21 protein-coding genes and 1 tRNA gene are annotated in these 20,742 nt (G+C 53.0%); 17 read left to right on the top strand and 5 right to left on the bottom strand.

All coding sequences use genetic code 11. The features are described 5' to 3' along the window. Window positions 1–16: 16 nt before the first annotated feature. A complete protein-coding gene (locus tag LIX15_RS21455; RefSeq protein WP_227777392.1) occupies window positions 17–397 on the bottom strand; it encodes a MarR family transcriptional regulator in 381 nt (126 codons plus the stop codon). Between the two features lie 91 nt (window positions 398–488). On the opposite strand from LIX15_RS21455, the gene LIX15_RS21450 reads away from it, so the two are divergent. Further along, on the top strand, window positions 489–713 hold the full coding sequence (locus LIX15_RS21450; protein ID WP_227777391.1) for an SWIM zinc finger family protein: 225 nt from the start codon (window positions 489–491) through the stop codon (window positions 711–713). A gap of 15 nt (window positions 714–728) precedes the next feature. Here the strand turns inward: LIX15_RS21450 and LIX15_RS21445 are convergent, their stop codons facing one another. Both LIX15_RS21445 and LIX15_RS21440 read right to left on the bottom strand, forming a co-directional pair. Continuing rightward, entirely contained in the window at window positions 729–1,169 is a 441-nt protein-coding gene (locus tag LIX15_RS21445; protein WP_227777390.1) for a type II toxin-antitoxin system VapC family toxin, read from the bottom strand. Next, window positions 1,166–1,441, bottom strand: a complete 276-nt coding sequence (locus LIX15_RS21440) for a hypothetical protein (RefSeq protein ID WP_227777389.1) — start codon at window positions 1,439–1,441, stop codon at window positions 1,166–1,168. Before LIX15_RS21440 ends, LIX15_RS21445 begins: the two co-directional genes overlap by 4 nt. Window positions 1,442–1,511: 70 nt before the next feature. Between LIX15_RS21440 and LIX15_RS21435 the strand changes: the two genes are divergently transcribed. Continuing rightward, on the top strand, window positions 1,512–1,679 hold the full coding sequence (locus LIX15_RS21435; RefSeq protein WP_227777388.1) for a hypothetical protein: 168 nt from the start codon (window positions 1,512–1,514) through the stop codon (window positions 1,677–1,679). Between the two features lie 129 nt (window positions 1,680–1,808). On the opposite strand, the gene LIX15_RS21430 is transcribed toward LIX15_RS21435, so the two are convergent. After that, window positions 1,809–2,153, bottom strand: coding sequence for a DUF7344 domain-containing protein (locus LIX15_RS21430; protein ID WP_227777387.1), 345 nt, complete (start codon window positions 2,151–2,153; stop codon window positions 1,809–1,811). A 265-nt stretch (window positions 2,154–2,418) separates the two neighbouring features. On the opposite strand from LIX15_RS21430, the gene LIX15_RS21425 reads away from it, so the two are divergent. Both LIX15_RS21425 and LIX15_RS21420 read left to right on the top strand, forming a co-directional pair. Further along, window positions 2,419–5,475 (top strand): bacterio-opsin activator domain-containing protein, encoded by a 3,057-nt coding sequence (locus LIX15_RS21425; RefSeq protein ID WP_227777386.1) that lies wholly within the window; start codon window positions 2,419–2,421, stop codon window positions 5,473–5,475. A 223-nt stretch (window positions 5,476–5,698) separates the two neighbouring features. Then, complete coding sequence (locus LIX15_RS21420) at window positions 5,699–6,124, top strand: type I restriction enzyme HsdR N-terminal domain-containing protein (protein ID WP_227777385.1); 426 nt, start codon at window positions 5,699–5,701, stop codon at window positions 6,122–6,124. Between the two features lie 197 nt (window positions 6,125–6,321). Here the strand turns inward: LIX15_RS21420 and LIX15_RS21415 are convergent. After that, window positions 6,322–6,395, bottom strand: a tRNA-Thr gene (locus LIX15_RS21415). 697 nt (window positions 6,396–7,092) lie between these two features. Here LIX15_RS21415 and LIX15_RS21410 point away from each other — a divergent pair. The 13 genes from LIX15_RS21410 (at window position 7,093) to LIX15_RS21350 (ending at window position 20,290) form a co-directional block, all read left to right on the top strand. Continuing rightward, on the top strand, window positions 7,093–7,671 hold the full coding sequence (locus LIX15_RS21410) for an SgcJ/EcaC family oxidoreductase (RefSeq protein ID WP_227777384.1): 579 nt from the start codon (window positions 7,093–7,095) through the stop codon (window positions 7,669–7,671). A 295-nt stretch (window positions 7,672–7,966) separates the two neighbouring features. Then, window positions 7,967–9,028, top strand: a complete 1,062-nt coding sequence (locus LIX15_RS21405) for a multicopper oxidase family protein (protein ID WP_227777383.1) — start codon at window positions 7,967–7,969, stop codon at window positions 9,026–9,028. A 33-nt stretch (window positions 9,029–9,061) separates the two neighbouring features. Continuing rightward, window positions 9,062–9,517, top strand: a complete 456-nt coding sequence (locus LIX15_RS21400) for a multicopper oxidase domain-containing protein (RefSeq protein WP_227777382.1) — start codon at window positions 9,062–9,064, stop codon at window positions 9,515–9,517. A gap of 1 nt (window position 9,518) precedes the next feature. Then, complete coding sequence (locus LIX15_RS21395; protein ID WP_227777381.1) at window positions 9,519–9,917, top strand: hypothetical protein; 399 nt, start codon at window positions 9,519–9,521, stop codon at window positions 9,915–9,917. 319 nt (window positions 9,918–10,236) lie between these two features. Beyond that, window positions 10,237–10,863 carry a helix-turn-helix domain-containing protein gene (locus LIX15_RS21390; protein ID WP_227777380.1) on the top strand — a complete coding sequence of 209 codons (627 nt, stop codon included), beginning with the start codon at window positions 10,237–10,239 and terminating at the stop codon, window positions 10,861–10,863. 843 nt (window positions 10,864–11,706) lie between these two features. Then, window positions 11,707–12,591 carry an aldo/keto reductase gene (locus LIX15_RS21385; protein WP_227777379.1) on the top strand — a complete coding sequence of 295 codons (885 nt, stop codon included), beginning with the start codon at window positions 11,707–11,709 and terminating at the stop codon, window positions 12,589–12,591. 28 nt (window positions 12,592–12,619) lie between these two features. Beyond that, a complete protein-coding gene (locus LIX15_RS21380; protein ID WP_227777378.1) occupies window positions 12,620–13,339 on the top strand; it encodes a class I SAM-dependent methyltransferase in 720 nt (239 codons plus the stop codon). 234 nt (window positions 13,340–13,573) lie between these two features. Beyond that, window positions 13,574–14,086 (top strand): SprT-like domain-containing protein, encoded by a 513-nt coding sequence (locus tag LIX15_RS21375; protein WP_227777377.1) that lies wholly within the window; start codon window positions 13,574–13,576, stop codon window positions 14,084–14,086. A 161-nt stretch (window positions 14,087–14,247) separates the two neighbouring features. Next, the gene (locus tag LIX15_RS21370) at window positions 14,248–15,519 is read left to right on the top strand and encodes a M14 family zinc carboxypeptidase (protein WP_227777376.1); all 1,272 of its coding nucleotides are present in this window, start codon (window positions 14,248–14,250) and stop codon (window positions 15,517–15,519) included. Then, the gene (locus LIX15_RS21365; protein ID WP_227777375.1) at window positions 15,516–16,850 is read left to right on the top strand and encodes a S8 family peptidase; all 1,335 of its coding nucleotides are present in this window, start codon (window positions 15,516–15,518) and stop codon (window positions 16,848–16,850) included. Before LIX15_RS21370 ends, LIX15_RS21365 begins: the two co-directional genes overlap by 4 nt. 52 nt (window positions 16,851–16,902) lie before the next feature. Then, window positions 16,903–17,109 carry an SWIM zinc finger family protein gene (locus LIX15_RS21360; protein ID WP_227777374.1) on the top strand — a complete coding sequence of 69 codons (207 nt, stop codon included), beginning with the start codon at window positions 16,903–16,905 and terminating at the stop codon, window positions 17,107–17,109. 553 nt (window positions 17,110–17,662) lie between these two features. After that, complete coding sequence (locus tag LIX15_RS21355) at window positions 17,663–19,045, top strand: hypothetical protein (protein ID WP_227777373.1); 1,383 nt, start codon at window positions 17,663–17,665, stop codon at window positions 19,043–19,045. A gap of 291 nt (window positions 19,046–19,336) precedes the next feature. Further along, on the top strand, window positions 19,337–20,290 hold the full coding sequence (locus LIX15_RS21350) for an endonuclease/exonuclease/phosphatase family protein (protein ID WP_227777372.1): 954 nt from the start codon (window positions 19,337–19,339) through the stop codon (window positions 20,288–20,290). Window positions 20,291–20,742 lie beyond the last annotated feature (452 nt).

Genomic DNA, 20,742 nt, shown 5'->3' with positions numbered 1-20,742 from the left:
GCACCACGGTCATATATTACTCCTCCTCCGTCGAAGAACTCTCTTGCTCCTCTTCGTCAAGATCCGGAAGATCATCGTCCCAGTCCGGATTCTCGTCGTAATAGTCGCCCTCGAACTGCATCGAAATCGTCTCTAATCCAATGAGGCTCGCCGTGTGAGCATCGTACGCTTCAGGGTTGATTGCCCAGTACTCACCCTTATGCCGGACAAATCCCCGAGTTTCAAGTCGACTCAATGTGGTTCCAACACTCCCACGAGGGATATCAAGTTCCTTGGCCAATTCACCAGCACGGTATCCCAAGTTTGGATCGTCGGCAAGGAACTCGAGGATGTACCGTCCGTTCGTGTTTTCATTCGGTAGCTCTGTTGGGTGGTAGCTTTCGAAGTCGACAGGCATACGTAACAGTATGTAATCAAACGTAATAAGACTGCTGTAGTGGACACCACAGGTACGAAACATTGCACAAATCACAGTCTCCATCGACGACGTGACCGACGAACTGATGGCCTACACCTGTCCGCACCACGTCCACCACACTGCCTTTTGCAAACACATGGCCGCAGTCGAAAACGCCACTGACGACGGCACGCTTGACGCATTCCCGTCTGCAGACGAAGACGATACCGACCCCGAAGACTGTGATTGTGACGGCCTCGGTGGGTTCCCGTGTTGGCCGTGCGTTCGTGAGGGTCGCAAAGAATTACCGAGCTAACTCTCCTCGTTTTTCTTATTCCGTAGACATATTCGATGGATCTGTTCGATGGACAATTCCATCGAAGTCTGAGTCAAAACTGAGGATAGAATCGATGTCATATTGTTCACAGAGCGTCACGAGACTTGCGTCAGTCACGCTTAAATCGTGGTCTTGATATTGGATCCATGTATCTACTGTCGCATTAAAGTCGTCGTGCCCCATCTGGATCATCTCGAATATCTCTGGGAATGATTTGCATCCAAGAATTCGGTCGGAGACAGTTTTTGCAGCCTCAAATGAACCAGTTCGCATTCGAGTTAATGTGACTGTTTCGTCATAGACATAGTCACTGGTGTACGGTTGTCCGTATTCACCAGTAAGTACTGTATTCATTGCAGAAACTGCAGTATCATGGCGTTCAGCGTCTTCATCGTGATGTGCGTAAAAAACACCAGTGTCGATAAGAATGCTCATCCGTATAGCTCTTCGTCGATATCCGATTCTGATGTTTTTACGCCAGAGGAGATCATTCCTTGGTGGAACGCTTCTCGCTCACTTGGATCGAGTGCTGGCATTTCATCGCGAAACGAATCGATGAGATCAGTTTTCGAGTCAACCGCGTGTGCAACGATCCGGGCGAGGATTTCCTGCTGCGTTACTTGCTTTCCTACTTTTAGACGAATCTCTGCTTGGAGTTCCTCCAAATCAGACTTCGTTCCCTCGTCCATTTTCACTGATGTTGCCATGCTAGTAGATTCTTCTACTCAGTAATAAATGCTACTCTGTTCAGGAGTATGCACTGTCTATTGGAAACACATGGCCGCCGTCGAAGATGCGACTGATGACGGAACGCTCACGGCGTTCCCATCGGACGACGAGACGGACGAAGACGACACTGAATCGGTAGAGTGCGACTGTGACGGCCTGAATGGCTTCCCGTGCTGGCCGTGCGTGAGAGCGGGACGCAAAGAACTGCCGAACTAACCACTGCTTCAGTCTTTTTTTTATCCATGGCACACCAATTGACGTTCTTGGATATTACCGCCTAGCGAACGTTCGAAAATCGAGACTTCCTGTATATCGCGGCAGTCCTCACAGAAGGTGGCTACTGTATTACTCCTTCTCTGAGGTGACAGTCAAATAATCTTCTAATTGATAATTGCTTAACTTAGTCGGATCGATAGTATGGCTATCAGGATCGTAGTCGACGAGGCCCGCATCGTCGAGGCGGGGCAGATGGTTGTGATGAAGCTCGATTATCACATGCTCTATGGTGTCCTCATCGGCGACGTCAGTTCCGTCTTCTCGCTCGGCGATCTCCGTGGCTAGTTCCCTGAGTTCGACAGTGGTGATGATCCCGGTAAGAATATCGAGAACCAGACGGCGTCGCTCCACCGCAAGCAAGCTGTGAAGATCGCTTGCAGTCAATTCGTCTGTACTCGAATTTTTATCCATCATGTTGTTTAAGTTGTGGCACATTGGAATTATTCCGGTTCGGTCAGCTGCAGCCAGTGTGTATTTGATGGAAGAACTTGATTACCGTAAGGGACCGCTAGAAGTGATTAGGTTCTTCTCATCAGGATGGTGGAACAGCTTCTGAATTAGTATGGTAATTTTTGTTGTGAATTTGTTGAGGATGCTCACCCGTCGATATCGGTACTGTCTCATCAGAGTAACTCCATCGACGGAACTTTCATAGACTGGTAGTCCATTATACAGGATGATGAAGTCGGGATCACTGACCGATAGTCTCCGGGAAACACTCGCAATCTTCGACGACTCCGGGGAACCGTGGACGACGCCGGAAGTGGCTGAGGTCCTCGACCTCGGTCGGCGGAGCACCTATGCCCGGCTGGAACGGCTTGTCGAGCAAAACAGGATCAAAACGAAGAAGGCTGGCGCAAACGCCCGTGTGTGGTGGCGATCGCCGATAAATGTCGACAAAACGGCTCCTGACTGGTCGGCTGCTGCGGAGTCCCTTATCGACGACGTCCTCGGGGACGTCGAAGTCGGCATCTTCGTCCTCGACGAGAACTTTGATATCGCCTGGATCAATGGCACGACGGAACGTTACTTTGGGCTTGACCGCAAGCAGGTCGTTGGCAGAGACAAACGCGAACTCATCGGCGAGCATATTACATGGATCATCGAGGATTCAGAGGTGTTTACGGAGACGGTTCTGGCAACGTACGACGACAATACGTATACTGAACACTTCGAATGCCACGTGATGGCGGGCGACGAGCACGAGGAGCGCTGCCTTGAACACCGAAGTAAACCCATCGAATCTGGGGAGTATGCGGGCGGACGGGTCGAACTCTATTACGACGTGACGGACCTCAAGGAAAAGGAGCGGCAGCTCGAACACCAGCGGACCGAGTTACGATCAGAACTTAACGAGGTATTCGACCGCATTAACGACGCTGTTTGCGGACTAGATGCGGACTGGCGGTTCACGTACCTCAACGACCGCGCCGAAGAACTCGTCGGGAAGACGGAAGAAGAGCTTCTGGGCACATATGTCTGGGACGCCTTCTCTAGCGATCTCCATCGCTCATTTAGGGATCGCTACGAACAGACAATGGAAACCCAGAACCCTGTTACCTTCGAGGAGTATTCCGATGCAGCTGAAGCGTGGCTTGAGGTCACGGCTTATCCTTCCGAGAGCGGTCTCTCGGTCTACTTCCGAGACATCACTGAACGCAAAGAACGTGAGCGGGCACTCGAAGAATCTGAGCAGCGCTACCGCACGCTCGTAGAGAACTTCCCAAACGGAGCAGTCGCTCTCCTAAACGATGATCTACAACATACGATTGTCGGAGGACAGGGCTTTGAAAAACTGGATTTCAACGCTAAAGATCTTCAAGACAAACGGATGCAAGAGGTGTATCCTGAGGACATTTTAGAGCTCATCGAACCAAACTACCGTGCTGCACTCAATGGAAAGGCGAACTCGTTCGAGTTGGAGGTCCAAGGACGAACGTTCGATTTTCGAACGGTCCCGTTAACTACCGACGATGGTGACGTGTTCGCTGCCATGGCGATGTCACAGGATATAACTGAGCGTAACCATTACCAAGAACGGCTCCAGGCGCTCTACACCTCGTCACGTGGATTCCTCACAGCGGACACTACACCAGAAATCAGCCAAATTCTCACCGAAACGGCGAGTGATGTCCTTGATCTCCCTGGTGTCGTGGTCTATGACTACGATGCCGAACATGACCGTCTCGTTCCCGAGACTACGTCTCACGAGGCTGGTTTCATGCGTGAGAAGTTTCCAGAGCTCCCGTCCGACGGCAGTAGTATCACGGACTGCGTTTTCAGTAGTGGCGACACCCAATACTACGAGAACGTGCTTGAGTCACCGAACCTCCAAGTGCCCCCAGATGCGACCGAAATGCGTGCCGGGCTATTCGTCCCACTGGGTACAAAAGGGATTCTTGTCGCTGGATCACGCGATGTCGATGGATTCGACGGGAATACTCGTCGTCTGGTAAAGTTGTTGGCGACCAACGCCGAGGCTGCGTACGAACGCGTAGCCAGCAGACAGGAACTTATTCACCGGAACCAGGAACTCGCAGCGCTGAACAGTCTCAACGAAGTAATTCGGGAGATCACGGACGCTGTTATCAACCAATCCACGCGCAAGGAGATTGAGGCGACAGTCTGTGAGCACCTTGCCGACTCCGATTCGTACCTATTTGCCTGGGTCGGCGATATCGATCCCGCTACCCAAACAGTGAATATGCGGGCTCAAGCTGGCGTTGAGGAAGACCTCGACGGGATCACTATCTCTGCCGATCCCGACGATGACCGGAGCAAGGGTCCGATCGGCGGAGCCTTCCAGACAGGCGAGATACAAACGACACAGGATCTCGATTCTGACCCCCGGTATGACCCCTGGCGGGACGAAATCGAATCGTACGGCTTCCGATCGTCTGTAGCAATCCCAATCGTCCATGAGGATACAGTTTATGGTGTCCTGAGTGTCTATGCGGGGCGGCCACTCGCGTTCGAGGGACGCGAAGGCGAGCAGATCGCTCAACTCGGTGAGATCATCGGCCATACAATCGCTGCTACCGATCGAAAGCGGGCGCTGATGAGCGATGAACTTGTCGAACTGGAATTCCAGCTTCAGGATGTGTTCGCGGTCCTTAACGTTCCGATCGAGATGAATGGCACCATCACACTTGATAACGCGGTTCCGATCGGCAATGACGAGTTCCTCGTGTATGGCACCGCAACACCGGTTGCTATCGATGCCCTGACCAGCCTCGTCGAGACGCTCCCTCACTGGGAGACGGTTACCTTACACTCGGAGGGTAATCCCACTAGCTTCGAACTCAAGCTAACTGAGCCACCCGTACTCTCAGTTGTCGCGTCCATCGGTGGCCACGTCAAGCAGACCGTCATTGAAGATGGTCACTACCAGATGACGATACACCTCTCACCGAGCGTCGACATCCACCGAGTCATCGACGCCGTTGAAGAGGCATATCCACAGGCCAAGATGATCCGCCGCTGCCAGATTACGCGGTCGCACGACGATTCCCATCGCATCTTTCGACATCTTGTATCGGGTCTCACCGACCGACAGCATGCCACCCTAGATGTTGCCTATCACGCGGGATTTTTTGAGTGGCCTCGTGAGACGTCTGGCGAGGATGTTGCCGAATCGATGGGTGTGGCCCCACCGACCTTCCATCAGCATCTTCGGAAGGCTGAGCAGAAAGTGTTCGACTTGGTGTTTTCAACTACGACGTACAGTACCGAGTAAAAGCAAGGAAGTGACCATGTTAACACCAAATGGTGGACAAATTTACTGGACGAGACACAACCTTGGGGCTATGCCAATCCAAAACGCCTCGAAGAACAGCTCGATACCCGTAGACAGCACATCAATCGGGATCTTCGCGGACTTGTCGATGCTGGATGGGTTGAAAAGGTCAATCGAGGTCTCTACCGCTTCGTCGCTGACGCACGCGAGGACTAACTAATCGATGAGTGAATCCGAGATCACAGCGTACGTCGAACGGTCCCAATCTCTAATCGACCAAGCACTGCAAATGGATGAGGAAAATACGAAGGTAAAACTCATCCAGCCACTCATCAAGCTGCTTGGGTGGGATATGTTTTCACCAGAAGTCGAACTCGAATATCCGATGCAAATCGGTCGAGGGAACACCCGCGCAGATCACGCCCTGCTCATCGAAACCGCCCCCGTCGTATTCATCGAAGCAAAAGGTTGCGATAGTACACTCACTGATGCCGATCGTTGCCAATTAACGAGCTACATGCGACAGAAAGGAGTGGATTGGGGACTCCTAACGACCGGCAGTCAATTTGAGACTTTCCGCCGTCGAAAAGACAGCTCTCGTCCTGATGCTCGGAGCGTGCGCAGGGTGCGTGCCAGAAGTATGGTGTGAAGAGTATCTCACTCGGCGGCTTGAAAGAGCAATAACGGGATCTACACGTCTCAATCCGAATTCATCCCATTCACCCTCTGATAAATATCAACACATTTCAATTACTGGTTTTTGCTTCGGAATTCAGGCAGGACTTGATTAGTATCTCATACTAACTTCGGACACCTCTTGTACTCTGTTATCCAGAACTCGTGGAAAGCCTCGGGAGAGATTTGAACTCTCGACCGACTTCTTACAAAGGAGTTGGTCTGCCAGCCTAAGCTATCAAGGCACGACTTGTATCAACCACATACAGTTCATGTACTAATTGAAAAAGATGGTCACAGAGTCTGGTAAGCCTCAAAGCGGATGAAAGCCGCTCCCTCAAATGGAGCAACTGGAATTATGTTCGAAGGCTATTCGTCGAAACCCGCCCCGTATATCGTCTCTGCTTGGAAAGATAACCAATCACGAGAGGATGCGCGAAGTTTTGATTTCTCTAAGCAAGATGCTGACTGTATTGGTCTCAGCTTTCAGATCGGAGATCCCGGAGTTGATTTAGAAAACCCACACCTTTCGATCTTCTCTACGACAAATTGCCCCGAATAATATTCTTGATACTACTGTTGAGAATCTCGTCCTCACTCGCTTTCACCCTAAACGTCCCTGCTCGTCATGTTGACTCCGATCTCAATGCAATTACTTACTCTTCGTCGACTCCCTCACAAACGATCTCACGAAGTTCTTCGAGCTTGTCGGGTCGATATGCACTGTCTCCCTGATGTGCATAGAGCGATACCCGGAGTGTGGTTTGTAATCGAGCAGTATGAACTGTTTGCAGCCTGTTAATCTGGGGTAGGCTGGTGCGCCGCGAGCGCAACATGTTTGCGGAAACGCTGGTAGCCCTGTCGCACCAACGGCACTTGAGGATCCGGGTTCACTGACATCGTGATTCAACTTCACCGTCAAACCGGACTTCTGGTACCGACATGATCAAATCAACGGACACGGACGGAGATTCGACGAATAGTAACGTAACTACCCCTGGAGAGGAGGAATCCGCGAGCGCCGACGAAGCCGCCGTCCGCAAATTGTATCAGAAGTTGATGGACGGCTGGAATCAGGGTAGCGGTGCCGCCTTCGCGAGCGTCTTCGCGGAAGACGGCGACCTCATCGGGTTCGACGGGACTCACCTCCATGGGCGCGAGGAGATCGACTCGTTCCACCAGGAACTCTTCGACAGGTGGCTCAAAGGAACGCGACTAGTTGGACAGGTCGAGGACGTGGCGTTCGCGGCGCCGGACGTGGCAGTGTTACACGCGGTCGGGGGGACGATACCATCCGGCAAATCGACTCCCGTCTCGGAACGCGATTCGATCCAGACGCTCGTCGCAACGAAACGAGACGGCGACTGGCACTTTACGGCATTTCAGAATACGCGCATCCGACGCATGGGACAGGGCCTGGCTGCCGTCCTCGCGTGGAAGCTTTCGGACTTGCTCTGGAAGGCGACCCTGCTGGGTACGGACTCGACGTCATGGTACTCGGTCGACCCGACGACGAGGTAAGCTGGCTTTGGAATCGCCCATCCGTTTGGACTGCCAGGGATGTAGTGTCATCGTCTGATTACGGCAACTGGTGGCCGAGACGTATTTGGTACCGGTGCGACCGACTCAGGGAGCGACAACTCGGTGCGACACGCATGTTGTCGCTAGAATCGCGGCGTTCGGCAACATGTTTGCGTAAACGTTGAATCGCTTTTGAGACCTGTGAACGATTGATGACACTGAGTTCGAGCGGGGAGCGATCCCACCAAACGCGCCAGATACCGGCGACTGTGATAGGGACCGAGGAAGGCACCGGATGACGTTCACCCGTAGAGATATATTGAAAACGGGAGCAACGGTCGGCGTCGGATTCGGTCTCCCACTCGGGGTGGCCTCGAGGCCGTTGGGTCGCGTCCTCGAACCGATGCGGATCAAGAGCCCGCACGTGGAGCGGTTTCAGGTTTCGTTACCGGTGCCGCCGGTTCTGAAACCTGAGCACACCGACGAGACGACCGACTACTACGAGCTGACGCAACGAGCGGCGACGACCGAGATCCTCCCAGGCTACGAGACAACGATCTGGGGTTACGACGGCGTCTTTCCCGGGCCGACAATCGAGGCCAGACGCGACCGCGAGGTCGTGATTACGCAGAAAAACGAACTCCCCGTTCCGGTCTCAACGCACCTCCACGGCGGCGTCACGCCGCCCGAGAGCGACGGTTACCCGACGGATCTGATATTTCCGCCGGATCTCGATCATGATGAGATTCCCGACCATCATGTCGCTGGGACCGTCGGCGGCGTTACTCACGGCGAGAAGGAGTACCGGTACCCCAACGGCCAGCGGCCGGCGACGCTCTGGTACCACGATCACCGAATGGACTTCACGGGGCCACAGGTCTACAAGGGGCTTGCTGGCTTCTACATCATCCGCGACGACGCCGAGGATGACCTCCCGTTGCCCAGTGATGAGCGGGACGTCCCGTTGATGATCGCCGACCGAACGTTCAGAGAGGACGGTGAGCTCTACTACCCGTCGATCGACCCCACTCTGTTAGGCGAACCTGGTGTGCTCGCGAGCACTGGTTTCCGGATGGTCAGCGGCGTCTTCGGTGATACGAACCTCGTGAACGGCGCGCCGTGGCCACGGATGGACGTCGCCAATGCGGCGTATCGATTCAGAATCCTGAACGCTTCGAACGCCCGTGCGTACGAGCTGGCGCTCTCGAACGGCGCGCCGATCGTGCAAATCGGCAGCGATGGCGGACTACTCACGGAACCCATCTCCCACGACACGCTCGTCGTCTCACAGGGGGAACGCTTCGACGTGATCGTGGACTTCTCGGAGTATCCGGTGGGAACTGAGGTGACGCTCTAGAATCTCCGTGGTGATGGTCGGCTCTCGGACGTGATGCGCTTCGAGGTAACGCGGGAGGAAGCCGACGAAAGCGAGATTCCGGATCAGCTCGCGACCAAGGGAGAATCGCAGACCCCCGACGATGCCGAGATCACGCGTCGGTTCGATTTCAACGCGGGTCTGTTCGGCGGAATGTCGACGATAAATGGCAAAGAGTTTGATCCGTACCGCATCGATGCCAATCCGCGCCTCGGGGAGACAGAGATCTGGGAGCTCAGCGGCGATCCCGCTCATCCGATCCACCTTCACCTTGTTCATTTCAAGGTACTCTCTCGCGACGGCGACCCACCTGGTCCGTACGACGCCGGGTGGAAGGATACCATCTTCCTCGAGGGCGGAACCGTTCGCGTACTCGCCCGATTCGGGCCGTACAGGGGGAAGTACGTGTTCCACTGTCACAACCTGGAGCACGAGGACATGATGATGATGTCGAACTTCGAGGTGCGCTGAGATGGCGACCATGACGGAGACTAGTAAGATATCGCTTATCGAGAACGAATCGATGATTCTGTACGCTGCAGCGGCACTCGCGTTCACCTCCCAGGCGATTCACCTCTGGCTGATGCCGGATAAAATCGTGTTCGCGTTCCTCCCTGGAATACTCTTCCTCGTCGTGTCGATCGGTCAGGGACTGCTCGGTGTCAGACTCCTGTTTGGACCTGGAACGTGGATGATTCGTTTCGGTATCCTGTTCAACCTCCTGATCGCGTCTGCGTGGGTGCTTACTCGGCTCGTAAGCTTCCCGAACGTGACCGGGGCAGTGGATCCACAGATAGGAGTCATAGAACTGACAGCAGCGGTCACTGCAGTCGGTATCGTGATCCTGTTGGTCCACTCTGTCCGGCAGTAGTCGTAGATGATCGCATACAGGGCCGTGATGACGTGCCGGAGCTTCGGCGTCCGAACAATTCGTCCGGGTGTGGTACAACACTAGCAATACTTGATATGTAGTTCTTGATCAGCTCGTCCTTCGTTCGTTTGAGGAGACCACAGGTATCCGTTGGGACACTCAAGTCGAACGTCGTGGGAATCGACCAGTCACCGACGACATCGGAGCAGTGCTTCGATAACTCCTTTGCACGTTCACAGCCGAGCAGCTATCGCATCCTATAAACATTAGAAACCACGTTTGCGGCAGGCTGAAACGCGAGGTCGGCGTAGCAGAGACTATGCCTACTGTTCGAATGAAAGTAGAAGCGTTCGGCAGTCTTGCGTCGCTCTCAACCGAGTACCCGACCGCCGAATTTACGCTTTTGACCTCCTTTTCTACGGAGGACGGTCACGTGACGCTCGTCAAGATAACCGGGCTTGATCACGAGATCGCCCGTCGATGCTTCGAGACCGATCCGGACGTACAATCCTATGACGTGTTACACGACAGTGACCGAGAACTGTTGGTTCAATTCATCCAACAGTCAGAGCCTGCCCCCGGTCGTGCAGCACGTGAGTCGGCTACTCCGCCTCCGTTTCCGATGCTCATCCGAAACGGGTGGGTACTCACCGAAGCAACGACCACACACGACCAACTGGCGCAATTTACGGACGAACTCGAAGCCGCCGATATCTCGTACGAAATCGTCTCGATTTTACAGTCGACCGATCCGGACGAACTACTCACGGATCGACAACGCCAGTTCGTCACGGCGGCGATCGATCGCGGCTATTACGATTCGCCACGCCGGTGTACGCTAACCGACCTCGCGGCCGACCTGAATGTGAATAAAGCGACAGCGAGCGGTATCCTCCACCGAGCAGAAGGCACGATACTTAAGGAATTCATGAACGGTCCCGTGTAGATTAGTTCGCCCGCATACAGTGAGAACCTACCGTGCTATATCCCAAAATTCCAACTGAATAGGGTTATAGACTTAATGTTTCATAATTTTGATCATCTTGGAGGATTCAAGCAATTCCATGATTGCAACCACATTCGCTGGCTTAGGCTCTTGAACGAGATAGGTGAGAGTCATCTCGTCGAACACTCATCGCAAAATAGAATGCCTCTATCCAGCCTTCGATCTGAGATGTTAAATTTCTACAATTATATTCATATGTACTTATATCTTAGGAGATATTCCCATCGATTTGGTCGTCGAATCACGATACTTCTTGCGTTCCCAAAGTAGTTGATACTGGGGGTTCATTATGTAATGAAATGGGTACTGGCCTCACTCAATGTCCTGACTGTGGATGGACCGGTAAGACAAGTGATTGCATGATTGATAAACTTGAACGAAAGTGTCCTGTCTGTCACTATGCCTTTCGACGTAATTCATAAATTAGGGAATCTATTCACTCGTTCTCTGAAACCCACCAGATAACAACCCGCGGACTCAACTTCCCGCGCTCAACCTCTCCATCCTCATGCAACTCCTCGAGCCGTCGATGCACTGGTCGCCGCTCCATTGCAACTGTATCCGCAACCCACCGAGCGGTCATCGCTGGAGCCTTCAATTCCCAACCACCCGAAGAATATCATCATCAGTCGTTTTATTTGCATATTAGCTGCGAATATCGCGTTTCTCTTGTCTGTCATCGCAACCATCAAATCACTATCTACCATCATCAGGATCGTACCCAAACAAGGCGAGTAATTCTCCGAGCCATACGCTTTTGTGGACTAGCAGCAACCGTCTACTATGCAAACGCGTTCTTTGGGTACGACTGGCCACGACAGTTCCATCATGACATTCGGTGCCATCGCGCTCAACTGGCTCGAGCAGGAGGGAGCGAACCAGATGGTCGAACTCATGCTCGACTATGGCGTCAACCACTTCGATGTCGCACCGACTTACGGAGATGCAGAACTCAAATTGGGACCAAAACTCCGCCAGCATCGCGAGAAGATATTTCTCGGCTGTAAGACACAGGAACGGGGATATGAGGGAGCGAAACGCAAACTCGAACAGTCGCTTAACCGGCTTGGCGTCGGGCACATTGATCTGTATCAAATTCACGGTCTCGAATACGACGACGAATTGGAAACGATACTAGGCGATGGAGGCGCACTCGAAGCGTTTCGAGAGGCCAAGGACGAGGGACGCATTAACCACATTGGATTGACAAGTCATGGGAATCCACAGCTCATCCAAGATGCCATCGAGCGCATCAATGATCTCGAAACGGTGATGTTTCCAATGAACCCAGTGGTCGCAGGCAAGGACGACGACGAGTACGACTACGAAGCAGTCCTCAATCGTGCAAACGATGCGGACATCGGAACGCTCGGTATCAAAGCCTTCGCAAAGAGACCATGGCCCTCGACTGCTGAACTTCCTGAAAACGACCGTCCATACGCTAACTGGTACGAGCCGGTTGATACGCCTGCTGAAATCAAAAAGCGATTCGACTTCGCCGCCGCACAGGAATTAACGAGTGTTATCAATCCAGGTGACCCAAAGCTAGTCGCCATGGTACTGGACGCGGCTGAGCGCTATGACGGAATGGAAGAAGCTGCCCAGCGCTCACTTATCGAGCAAGTGCGTCACGAGCAAAGTCCCGTCCCTGAGCAGCTCCATCATTGACCACAGAAAGTTCATTTCTGACCCGACCATGGATATCCCTCAGACCGTTACGTCTGCACTTGCTGATCAGCCAGTTACGGGGGCAGTCTGCCTCGAGGCCGGGGCGGGTTTCGGTAACATGACGGCCGGTCTGCTCGCAGCCGACGCCAGTCACGTCTACGCTGTCACAGATAACCCTGAGCACGCGAATGCTGTCCACGAGCGGATCGATAGCGACGAAGCTGAGCGTACCGCCATTTTGGAAGCAGACCTTTGTCGCCTCCCGATCGATAATGACTCGGTCGAAATCATCACCGCTCATGGACTCTTCAACGTACTTGAACCTGCATCACTTGAATTCGTCGCAGCCGAGTTGACACGGGTCGCAGCTCCTGGTTGTCATCTCATAATCAACGACTACAATCCACCACCTGACGACGCTGCCATCCGTGAACTCTTTGCCCTAGAGAATGCTGCGACGGAGATAGCGACGGGTCGACCGGCACTAACATTCTATCCAGAGGTAGTGCTTCGCCGACTATTTATGGGGTACGGCTGGAAATTCGACAGCAAACAAATCTTACTGGAACCAGTTCCATGGACTGCGAGCCATATTGAGGCCCATACTAGTGCAACACTCTCTATGAGTTCGCGACTACCAAACGAACTGGATGAGTGCTTGGCTTCGGAAGCCGAACGCATTGCAACAGTTATCGGTGAAGAATCAGCCGGAACGATGTATTGTGTTGCGCTGCGATTGCTCGCTTGAATCAGCCTGAAGACCGAAATCTCGGCTACTCGATAGCCGTGTTTAGCATAAAAATTTCTCATAGGATAGCATTGATAGCCAATCTTGTCGAGACTTTGGTTAACACTCATGGTAGGACGATGCTGAGCCAGAAAATTGTGACTGTAATGACTCGGTGGCTTCCCGTGCTGGCCGTGCGTGCGAACGGGACGGAAGGAACTGCCGAACTAACCACCGCTTCAGCCCTTTTTCTCCATGGCACGCCAATTGACGGTCTCGGAGATCACCGACCAGCAAACGCTCACAGAAAGCGCGAACGCAGTGACCGACGATACTCCCGAGACACCGACAGCCCTCCTCGACCGAGCACAGCAGCACGCAACGAACGTCGCCGCTGTGCATTTCCCAGATCTGCCGGTTGAAGCGATTGAGTGGGAGGTCTCACACCGAGCTCAACGACAGGCAGGCGTCACGAAGTACGACCCTGCAACAGAGGAGATCACGATTGCGCTGACCCGGACGGCCTACGAACAACACAGCTGGGACCAGTTCAGTGCGACCGTGCGCCACGAACTCATCCACGCCTGGCAGTATCACGAGTTCGGCGACGCGGATCACGGAGCGACATTCATCCGCTGGACGGACGCCCTCGACACCTCGCGGCACTGCGCTCACTCTAATTTGATCCAGTTGCTACGACCGTTGAAGAGGACTACTTTAGCCATTGAACTATCTAAATTCACCCTTCTTATGCTTTATCTTAACTAAATAGGCTTAAATGTACTCACATAGAATTAAGTAGTTATGATTTTTAATTATTTAGTGAAGAGAAAGTGGTACGCAAGACCATCTCTTCTCTTCCCACCCATCACTCAACCATAATGAACCGTAGAAATTTCCTTAAAACAACCGGTAGCCTAACAGTTGGCTTGACAACAATTGGAACAGCAACCGCAAATACCGATCGAGAGAAATACCGTCCCGGCGGGCCAAAACTTGGTAGCCCCAAATCGATCAACCTCAATGCGTTCCATACCAACGCTGAGCTTACAAAAGAGCTCACAAAGATCGAGCAAAAAAGCGACCGTGTCTCACTACGCGAGATCGGCCGCTCCGCAGGACGAAACGACCCACTTTGGGAAGTGAAAGTCGGTGATGGCGATACAGAGGTTCACTTAATCACACAAATCCATGGCGACGAAGCAACCGGGACAGAAGTCGCGCTCAAAGTGATCAAATCGCTTGGAATGAGTAACTCCCAGCAGGTCGATCACATTCTCGAGAATCTGTCATTCACCATCATTCCCCGAGTCAACCCAGACGGTGCGATGTACCACTACGACTATGATGGCAACGGTGATGCTGAATGGGTTGGCCGACGACAAAACACCCAAGCGTGGAATGGGGAGTCGAGATATAAGCCATATTACCATTCCACCTATCCAGCCGGTGACCCGGGCTATGACATGAACCGGGACTTCAATATCCGGCCCCCGTCAGAATTCAATCCTCGAACAGATGACCGGGAGGAGTGGTGGTACAACCAACGGTACCTCGATATGCCCTACCAGGGTCACACGCTGTTTGCAAGTGGACTTCGGCTCACACCAGAAATCCGAGCAGTGACCAGGTCGTTCAACGAGGCGAACCCCGACTATGCGATCACACATCATCATAAAGGCGGGAATCTCTATCCGGACTCCGGTACCGGAAACAAGCCCCAGAAACAGACATTGATGAGCGTGATGGCGCCATATGGTGAGGACTACCTCGATCGCTCACCGTTCTATCCGGACGACCACACACCGATTACGGAGGCCGTCAACCCCTTCCTCGATTACGAAACGAGCACGCGCTCGATCAAGCTGAACTCGCTCGTAATCGAGGCATTAGCCGAACGTGGCAGCAGCATCTTCGACAGCATCACTCGTTATGGGTACTACCCACTGTGGGGTTCCTACCTCGACGCGCTTTGTCCGAACATTGCGAACGGAGGCGACAGCGCCGCGGGTATGCTGTATGAAGTTGCCTACCAGACAGACGACTTGGGTCAGAAAGGCCTTGGTCGAATGCTAGAACTCACGAAAGTCGGATTCCTCGAATCGTTCACCGCACTCGCCGACAACCCTGAACTCGCCGAGTACGACACTGAAACCTACTTCGATACTCCGCTTTACGGGGAGGGTATTCAACAACAATGACACACTACAACCGTCGACAATTCCTCGAGACAACTGGAACCACCCTTGGTACGCTCGCGCTCACATCATCACTCGTCGGAGCCGACTCAACCCAGCGATTCGTCGTCGACCGACAAAGCTTGAGCAGCGAACGAAACGTCAAAATAATCCACGACCTTGCACCGGTGAATCTCCTTGTCGTGAACGCAACCGAAGACGCACTCAGCGGCGCACAATACGCCCGCGACAAACAGTACTCACCCAGACTACCTGACGCGGTTTTCAGACAGTCAGAACGTGTCGTGTATCCTCCAGAAGGGGAAGACCTATACGAGTATCAGTGGGACAAGCAAGATCAGCAAATTCCGGCGACCCACGAAATCACTCGCGGAGAAGGCACTCGCGTCGCCGTAATCGATTCTGGCATTGGCGCAGGCCACCCCGAATTACAGGGCACTGTAAACGCAGATCTCTCGAAGAACTTCACGCCAGACTCCTTCGGCGCACCCGGCCCATATGGTGGCCCCCACGGCACACACGTCGCCGGGAGTATCGCAGCCAGCGATCAAAACGATACGGGCGTCATCGGCTCTGCGCCAGCGACAGAACTCGTTGACCTGCGTGTATTCTCCGAAGTCAATTCAGCTAGTTTCTCCGCATGGATGGGTGACGTCTTAGCGGCCATCGTTTACAGTGCCGAAATTGGTGCTGACGCCGCGAATCTCAGCCTGGGGTGGACGTTCCGCTTCCGCGAGGATGGCTGGGGCAAATTCTGGGGCAAATCGATGCAGCGAACAACCACTTACGCGAACCGGCAGGGGACGGTCCTTACCCATGCGTGTGGCAACTGGGGTGGAACTCTCCAGTTCGACAAAGACCAGCGTGATTCCTCGGAGACCGCCGGAGGCCTAACTGTGAGCGCGACTGGCCCAATCGGATTCATGTGGGGAGACAAAGGACTTGAAGAACCGCCGTATGCGCCCGCGTACTACACGAATTACGGAACGAACGCTGTGGATCTCGCGGCACCCGGTGGCAATGTAGATGAAGACGCGGTCGGAACCGGGGTTAATTGGAAGTATGATCTCGTGTTGAACACTGTCGCCATACCGGAATACAATGAGGCTGGTGAATATCTTGGAGCCACCTACGGCTATGACTGGTATGCAGGTACCTCAATGGCTGCACCACAGGTCGCTGGCGCCGTCGCACTACTGAAGAGTGTAAATCCACAGATGAATGCGAACCAACTCAAAAGCACCCTGAAACAAGTTGCCGAGGTGCCCGAGGGATACGACAAGAAATACTACGGCTCGGGATATCTCGATACGTACGCAGCAGTATCGCAGTGAGTTTCCTCGGGGCTTGTAGGACCAATTTTTCTTCGGCGTCGATGCCCCCGGAATGGTTGAAGTCACCAACGAGTGCCACGACAACCCCGCAGACCACCAATACATCGTCACGCTGGACGACGTGACCGAAGACCTGATGGCCTGCACCTGCCCCCACCACGTCCACCGTAATGCCTACTGTAAGCACATGGTCGCCGTCGAAACCCCGTCGAGTGATGGTCGTTCGATGTCTTCCCACCGGGGAAAGCGACGAGTGTGAGTATCGGCGGGTCTGAGAGATTACAATGATGGTGAAAGCGAATTGCTTAACCTCGTCGGTTCGATCGTCTTTCTCGGTAACTTCTGTTCCCAATTCGGTTTAATGCGGAAGTGAGCAAGCTTGGCGCTATTGGGCGACTCTCATTTCCGTTTCACAGTTTGAAATATTCCCATAGTTGGAATTATCCCAACCAATAAGTACAATTTGCCCTGGTTCTTATTTGAATATCGATATATAGGATCTAACGTTCATAGAGACCAACATCATGACTTTAACACCAGATAGAAACACACCGGTTGACAGTCAATCAACAGCTTTCGACACTTTTCCAGTCGACAGACGAACGCTTTTGAAAACGCTCGGGTTAAGTGTCACAACAAGCGTGGCAGGATGTAATGAAATACTTCATCCGACAGGTGGGGCCAATAATGAGCACGTCCCATTTGATATCTGGAAAGAAGTTCAGACAGCACTTCGGACAAGCCCGGATCATTTGCCCGCTCGCGCAAACCACTTGGTCACTAAGGGTGATCCAGAAGCACTCTTTCAGTTTGTGCGCGACGAAATTGTCACCTATCCGGACATGGTCGACCGGCTTAGCTACTCCGGAGATCAAATTCGGTGGGGCGTTCGTGGAACACTCCGTGGTGGAGCTGGGACACCTCGCGAAAAAGCCGAACTGTTAGCGACTTTGTATCGCCGTGCCTGCTGGGAAGCCGACATTCTAACCGGTGACGGACTACCAGACTCCGACCAGGTCAAGCGCCTGTTATGGCGGCCCGTTGACCGACGCTTTGCCCCGGATATTGACAACGCACAGATCGAAGAATGGCAAGAGCGGCTGAAACAACCCAAAAACGAGAATTCTGCTATCGAAGCAATCGACAAAAATGGTGATGAGAGCAAGCACCTCGGCAAACGACTCTACGAACAACTCCCAGACGAGGATCTATCACCGCAAGAGTTTGACTGGGACAGTGGAAATTTGCCAATCGTACGTGTCGTCATTGACGGAACGGAACACTACGCCGATCTGTTTGCACTCAACGCAGCATTCGGCGAAACTCGTGAGTCAATCGAACGGCTAGACGAGGCTCCTGAAGCGTCCGAGACGCTACCAGTCGAGGTCACGCTCTCGGCCGCGACAGCTGATGACCCCGAGGAACCAGTTGATCTCGTTTCAGGTTCGTGGAGTACCGATGAACTCGTTGGCCGCCAACTGCTTGTCCAGACCCTCCCAGGAATCGATCCGTTTGACCAACCGACTGTTACCTTCCAGGACGTCCAAACTTTCATCCCCGCATTAACGGTGCAGGGAATGGATCTCAATCAAGAGGAGATGGCTGGTCTCTCAGTGATGGGTGACGCAGTGACTCGCGCTGGCGATCAGCTTCACATTGAGGAGGACGGCACAGTACTCCGTAATGGAGAGCCATTCGTAGCGCCTGATGGAGGAACCGGGGCGAGTGCCGTCTCTGAACTCAGGGTGAGTGCTGATAGCGGACGATTCCCCGAGATTCAGCTTAATGTGCATGCACTCGATGATGCAGGCGATCCAGTGGAAGGACTTCCTGCAATGGCGTTCGAAGTCGAAGACGGGGAAGACCCGGTTGGTGTCGCGGTGACGGCGAACGAACAGGCTCCACGCGTGCTGATTCTCTCTGATACTTCAATCAGTATGCCAAGCGAGTACCGTAATGAGGGCATGGAAGCACTTGTAAAGACGCTCCGTGACAAAGTTGTTAGTGAGTATCCAAACGGAAAGGTCAAACAACAATATACCAGCTCAGATATTTGGACGTCACTCGGTGATAGTGCTGGCACTGACGCGAACCTCATCGTCTACGCCACTGACGGTCATGTGAACGACGAACTCACTCCGGAACACGATCGAGGTTGGTGGCATCACCCGAGTGTTAGATCTCATCATCGGTAGTGACGTTACTGCGTCTCGCTGACTTGGTCTTAACGTCGGATGACTTCGCGTTGCTATCAATCGAGGAAGGACGCTATCGAGTCGCATATCTTAACCACGCCGGGCTCGAGTCCATTGGGGAGACAGGACGAAGTCTTCATAATCGTGTTAATGCCCTCGCCCGTAGAACGTTTGCCAATCGGAAGCCCTATCGGGAGCCTCATACGGTTGCACCGTGTCTGTGGGATACAATACACATATTTAAAACAAATATAAAAATATTTAATCACTAAATAAATATATTAGGATGCTATGCTCAATGATTTCTCACGGCGAAAGTTCGTTCAATGGATCGGTGCCACATCGATTGGAACAGCACTTGGAATAAGCACTGGATCAGCAACTACTGAGACGGCCAATCAATACGACAGTCAATTCCCGTCCAGTAATCGCCCGACTCTCCTTAAGGCATGCTCGTTCAACATTCGGTATGATAATCCTGACGATGAGTATTCGTGGGACGAACGGTTAAGCCGCGTTTCTAAGACGATTACTGATATCGATTCGGGTCTTCTCGGCATACAAGAGGCACAGCCAAATCAATACGACGACCTCCGTGAAGAGGTTGATGAATACAATTGGTACGGTGTTGGGAGAGAAGATGGCGATCGAGAAGGTGAGATGGTGCCTGTCGCATGGGATCCTGACCTATTTGAAGCGATTGAGCGAGGTGCGTTTTGGCTCTCAGAAACACCTGATGAGCCAAGTATCGGTTGGGATGCCGATCTCCCCCGTGTGACAACGTGGGTGAGTCTTCGCCACCGGAAGACTAGAGGACGGCTGTGGTTTTGCAATACTCACTTCTCTCATGTCGGAGAAACCGCTCGGACTGAGTCTGCAAAACTCATCCGTAAGCGCGCACGTGATCGCGTAGAAGCAGGTGAAGATGTCGTGATCACCGGTGATTTCAATTCCAAACCAAGTCGGAAACCGTACCAAATCATGACTGGAACGGATGGTAATACCGAGGATCTCCTATTCGATCCTCGAAGAGAAGCCGATACAGACACTGTTTACGGTCCATGGGGAACCTATCACGGATTTACTAACAATATTGAGGATCGGATTGACTATATTTTCACACTCGGTACTGCCACCGTCGATTGGTATCGAACGTTCGACGTGCAGGAAGGGAACTATCGATCTGATCATTTACCTGTTGTCACAGAGTTTGAATATAGCTCCCGACATCGACATCAAGAGTAGAGCTACTAGCACTACTCTTCTGGAAAGCCACTAGCGTTACACTGTCGTAACGCACTCCACGCAACCAGTGTAACGCAAAAGGAATCCTTCTTCGCCTCGCAATTGCGAGGATAAAAGAAGGATTCGTTACACCCCACAGTAGTCGAGAGGGTTCAACTGCGTGGGTGCGTACCCACTTACGCCTGCTCACTTCGGTTGGATTGACAATGCACTCGACAGAGGCGTACGTGCGCAACCAGGCATACTTGCCGGAGGGGGTACGTCCGTAATGATCGAGTTCTGTGTGGGTGTGTTTGTACTCGTCGTAGTAATTATACTGCAGCCGGTACAGGTCGTTCGATGGCGTGGCGACGTACAGAACGTGCTCACCGGGTTCGGGGCCACGACAGGAGAGTGCGGCTTCCGAATGCTCACACTGATAGACAATGCCCGTGAGCGTGCGCTTCTGAGTG

Origin of the sequence: Haladaptatus pallidirubidus (genome assembly GCF_020700235.1) — an archaeon.
Classification (GTDB): Archaea; Halobacteriota; Halobacteria; order Halobacteriales; family Haladaptataceae; genus Haladaptatus; species Haladaptatus pallidirubidus.
This window is presented reverse-complemented; position numbering and strand designations above follow the sequence as displayed.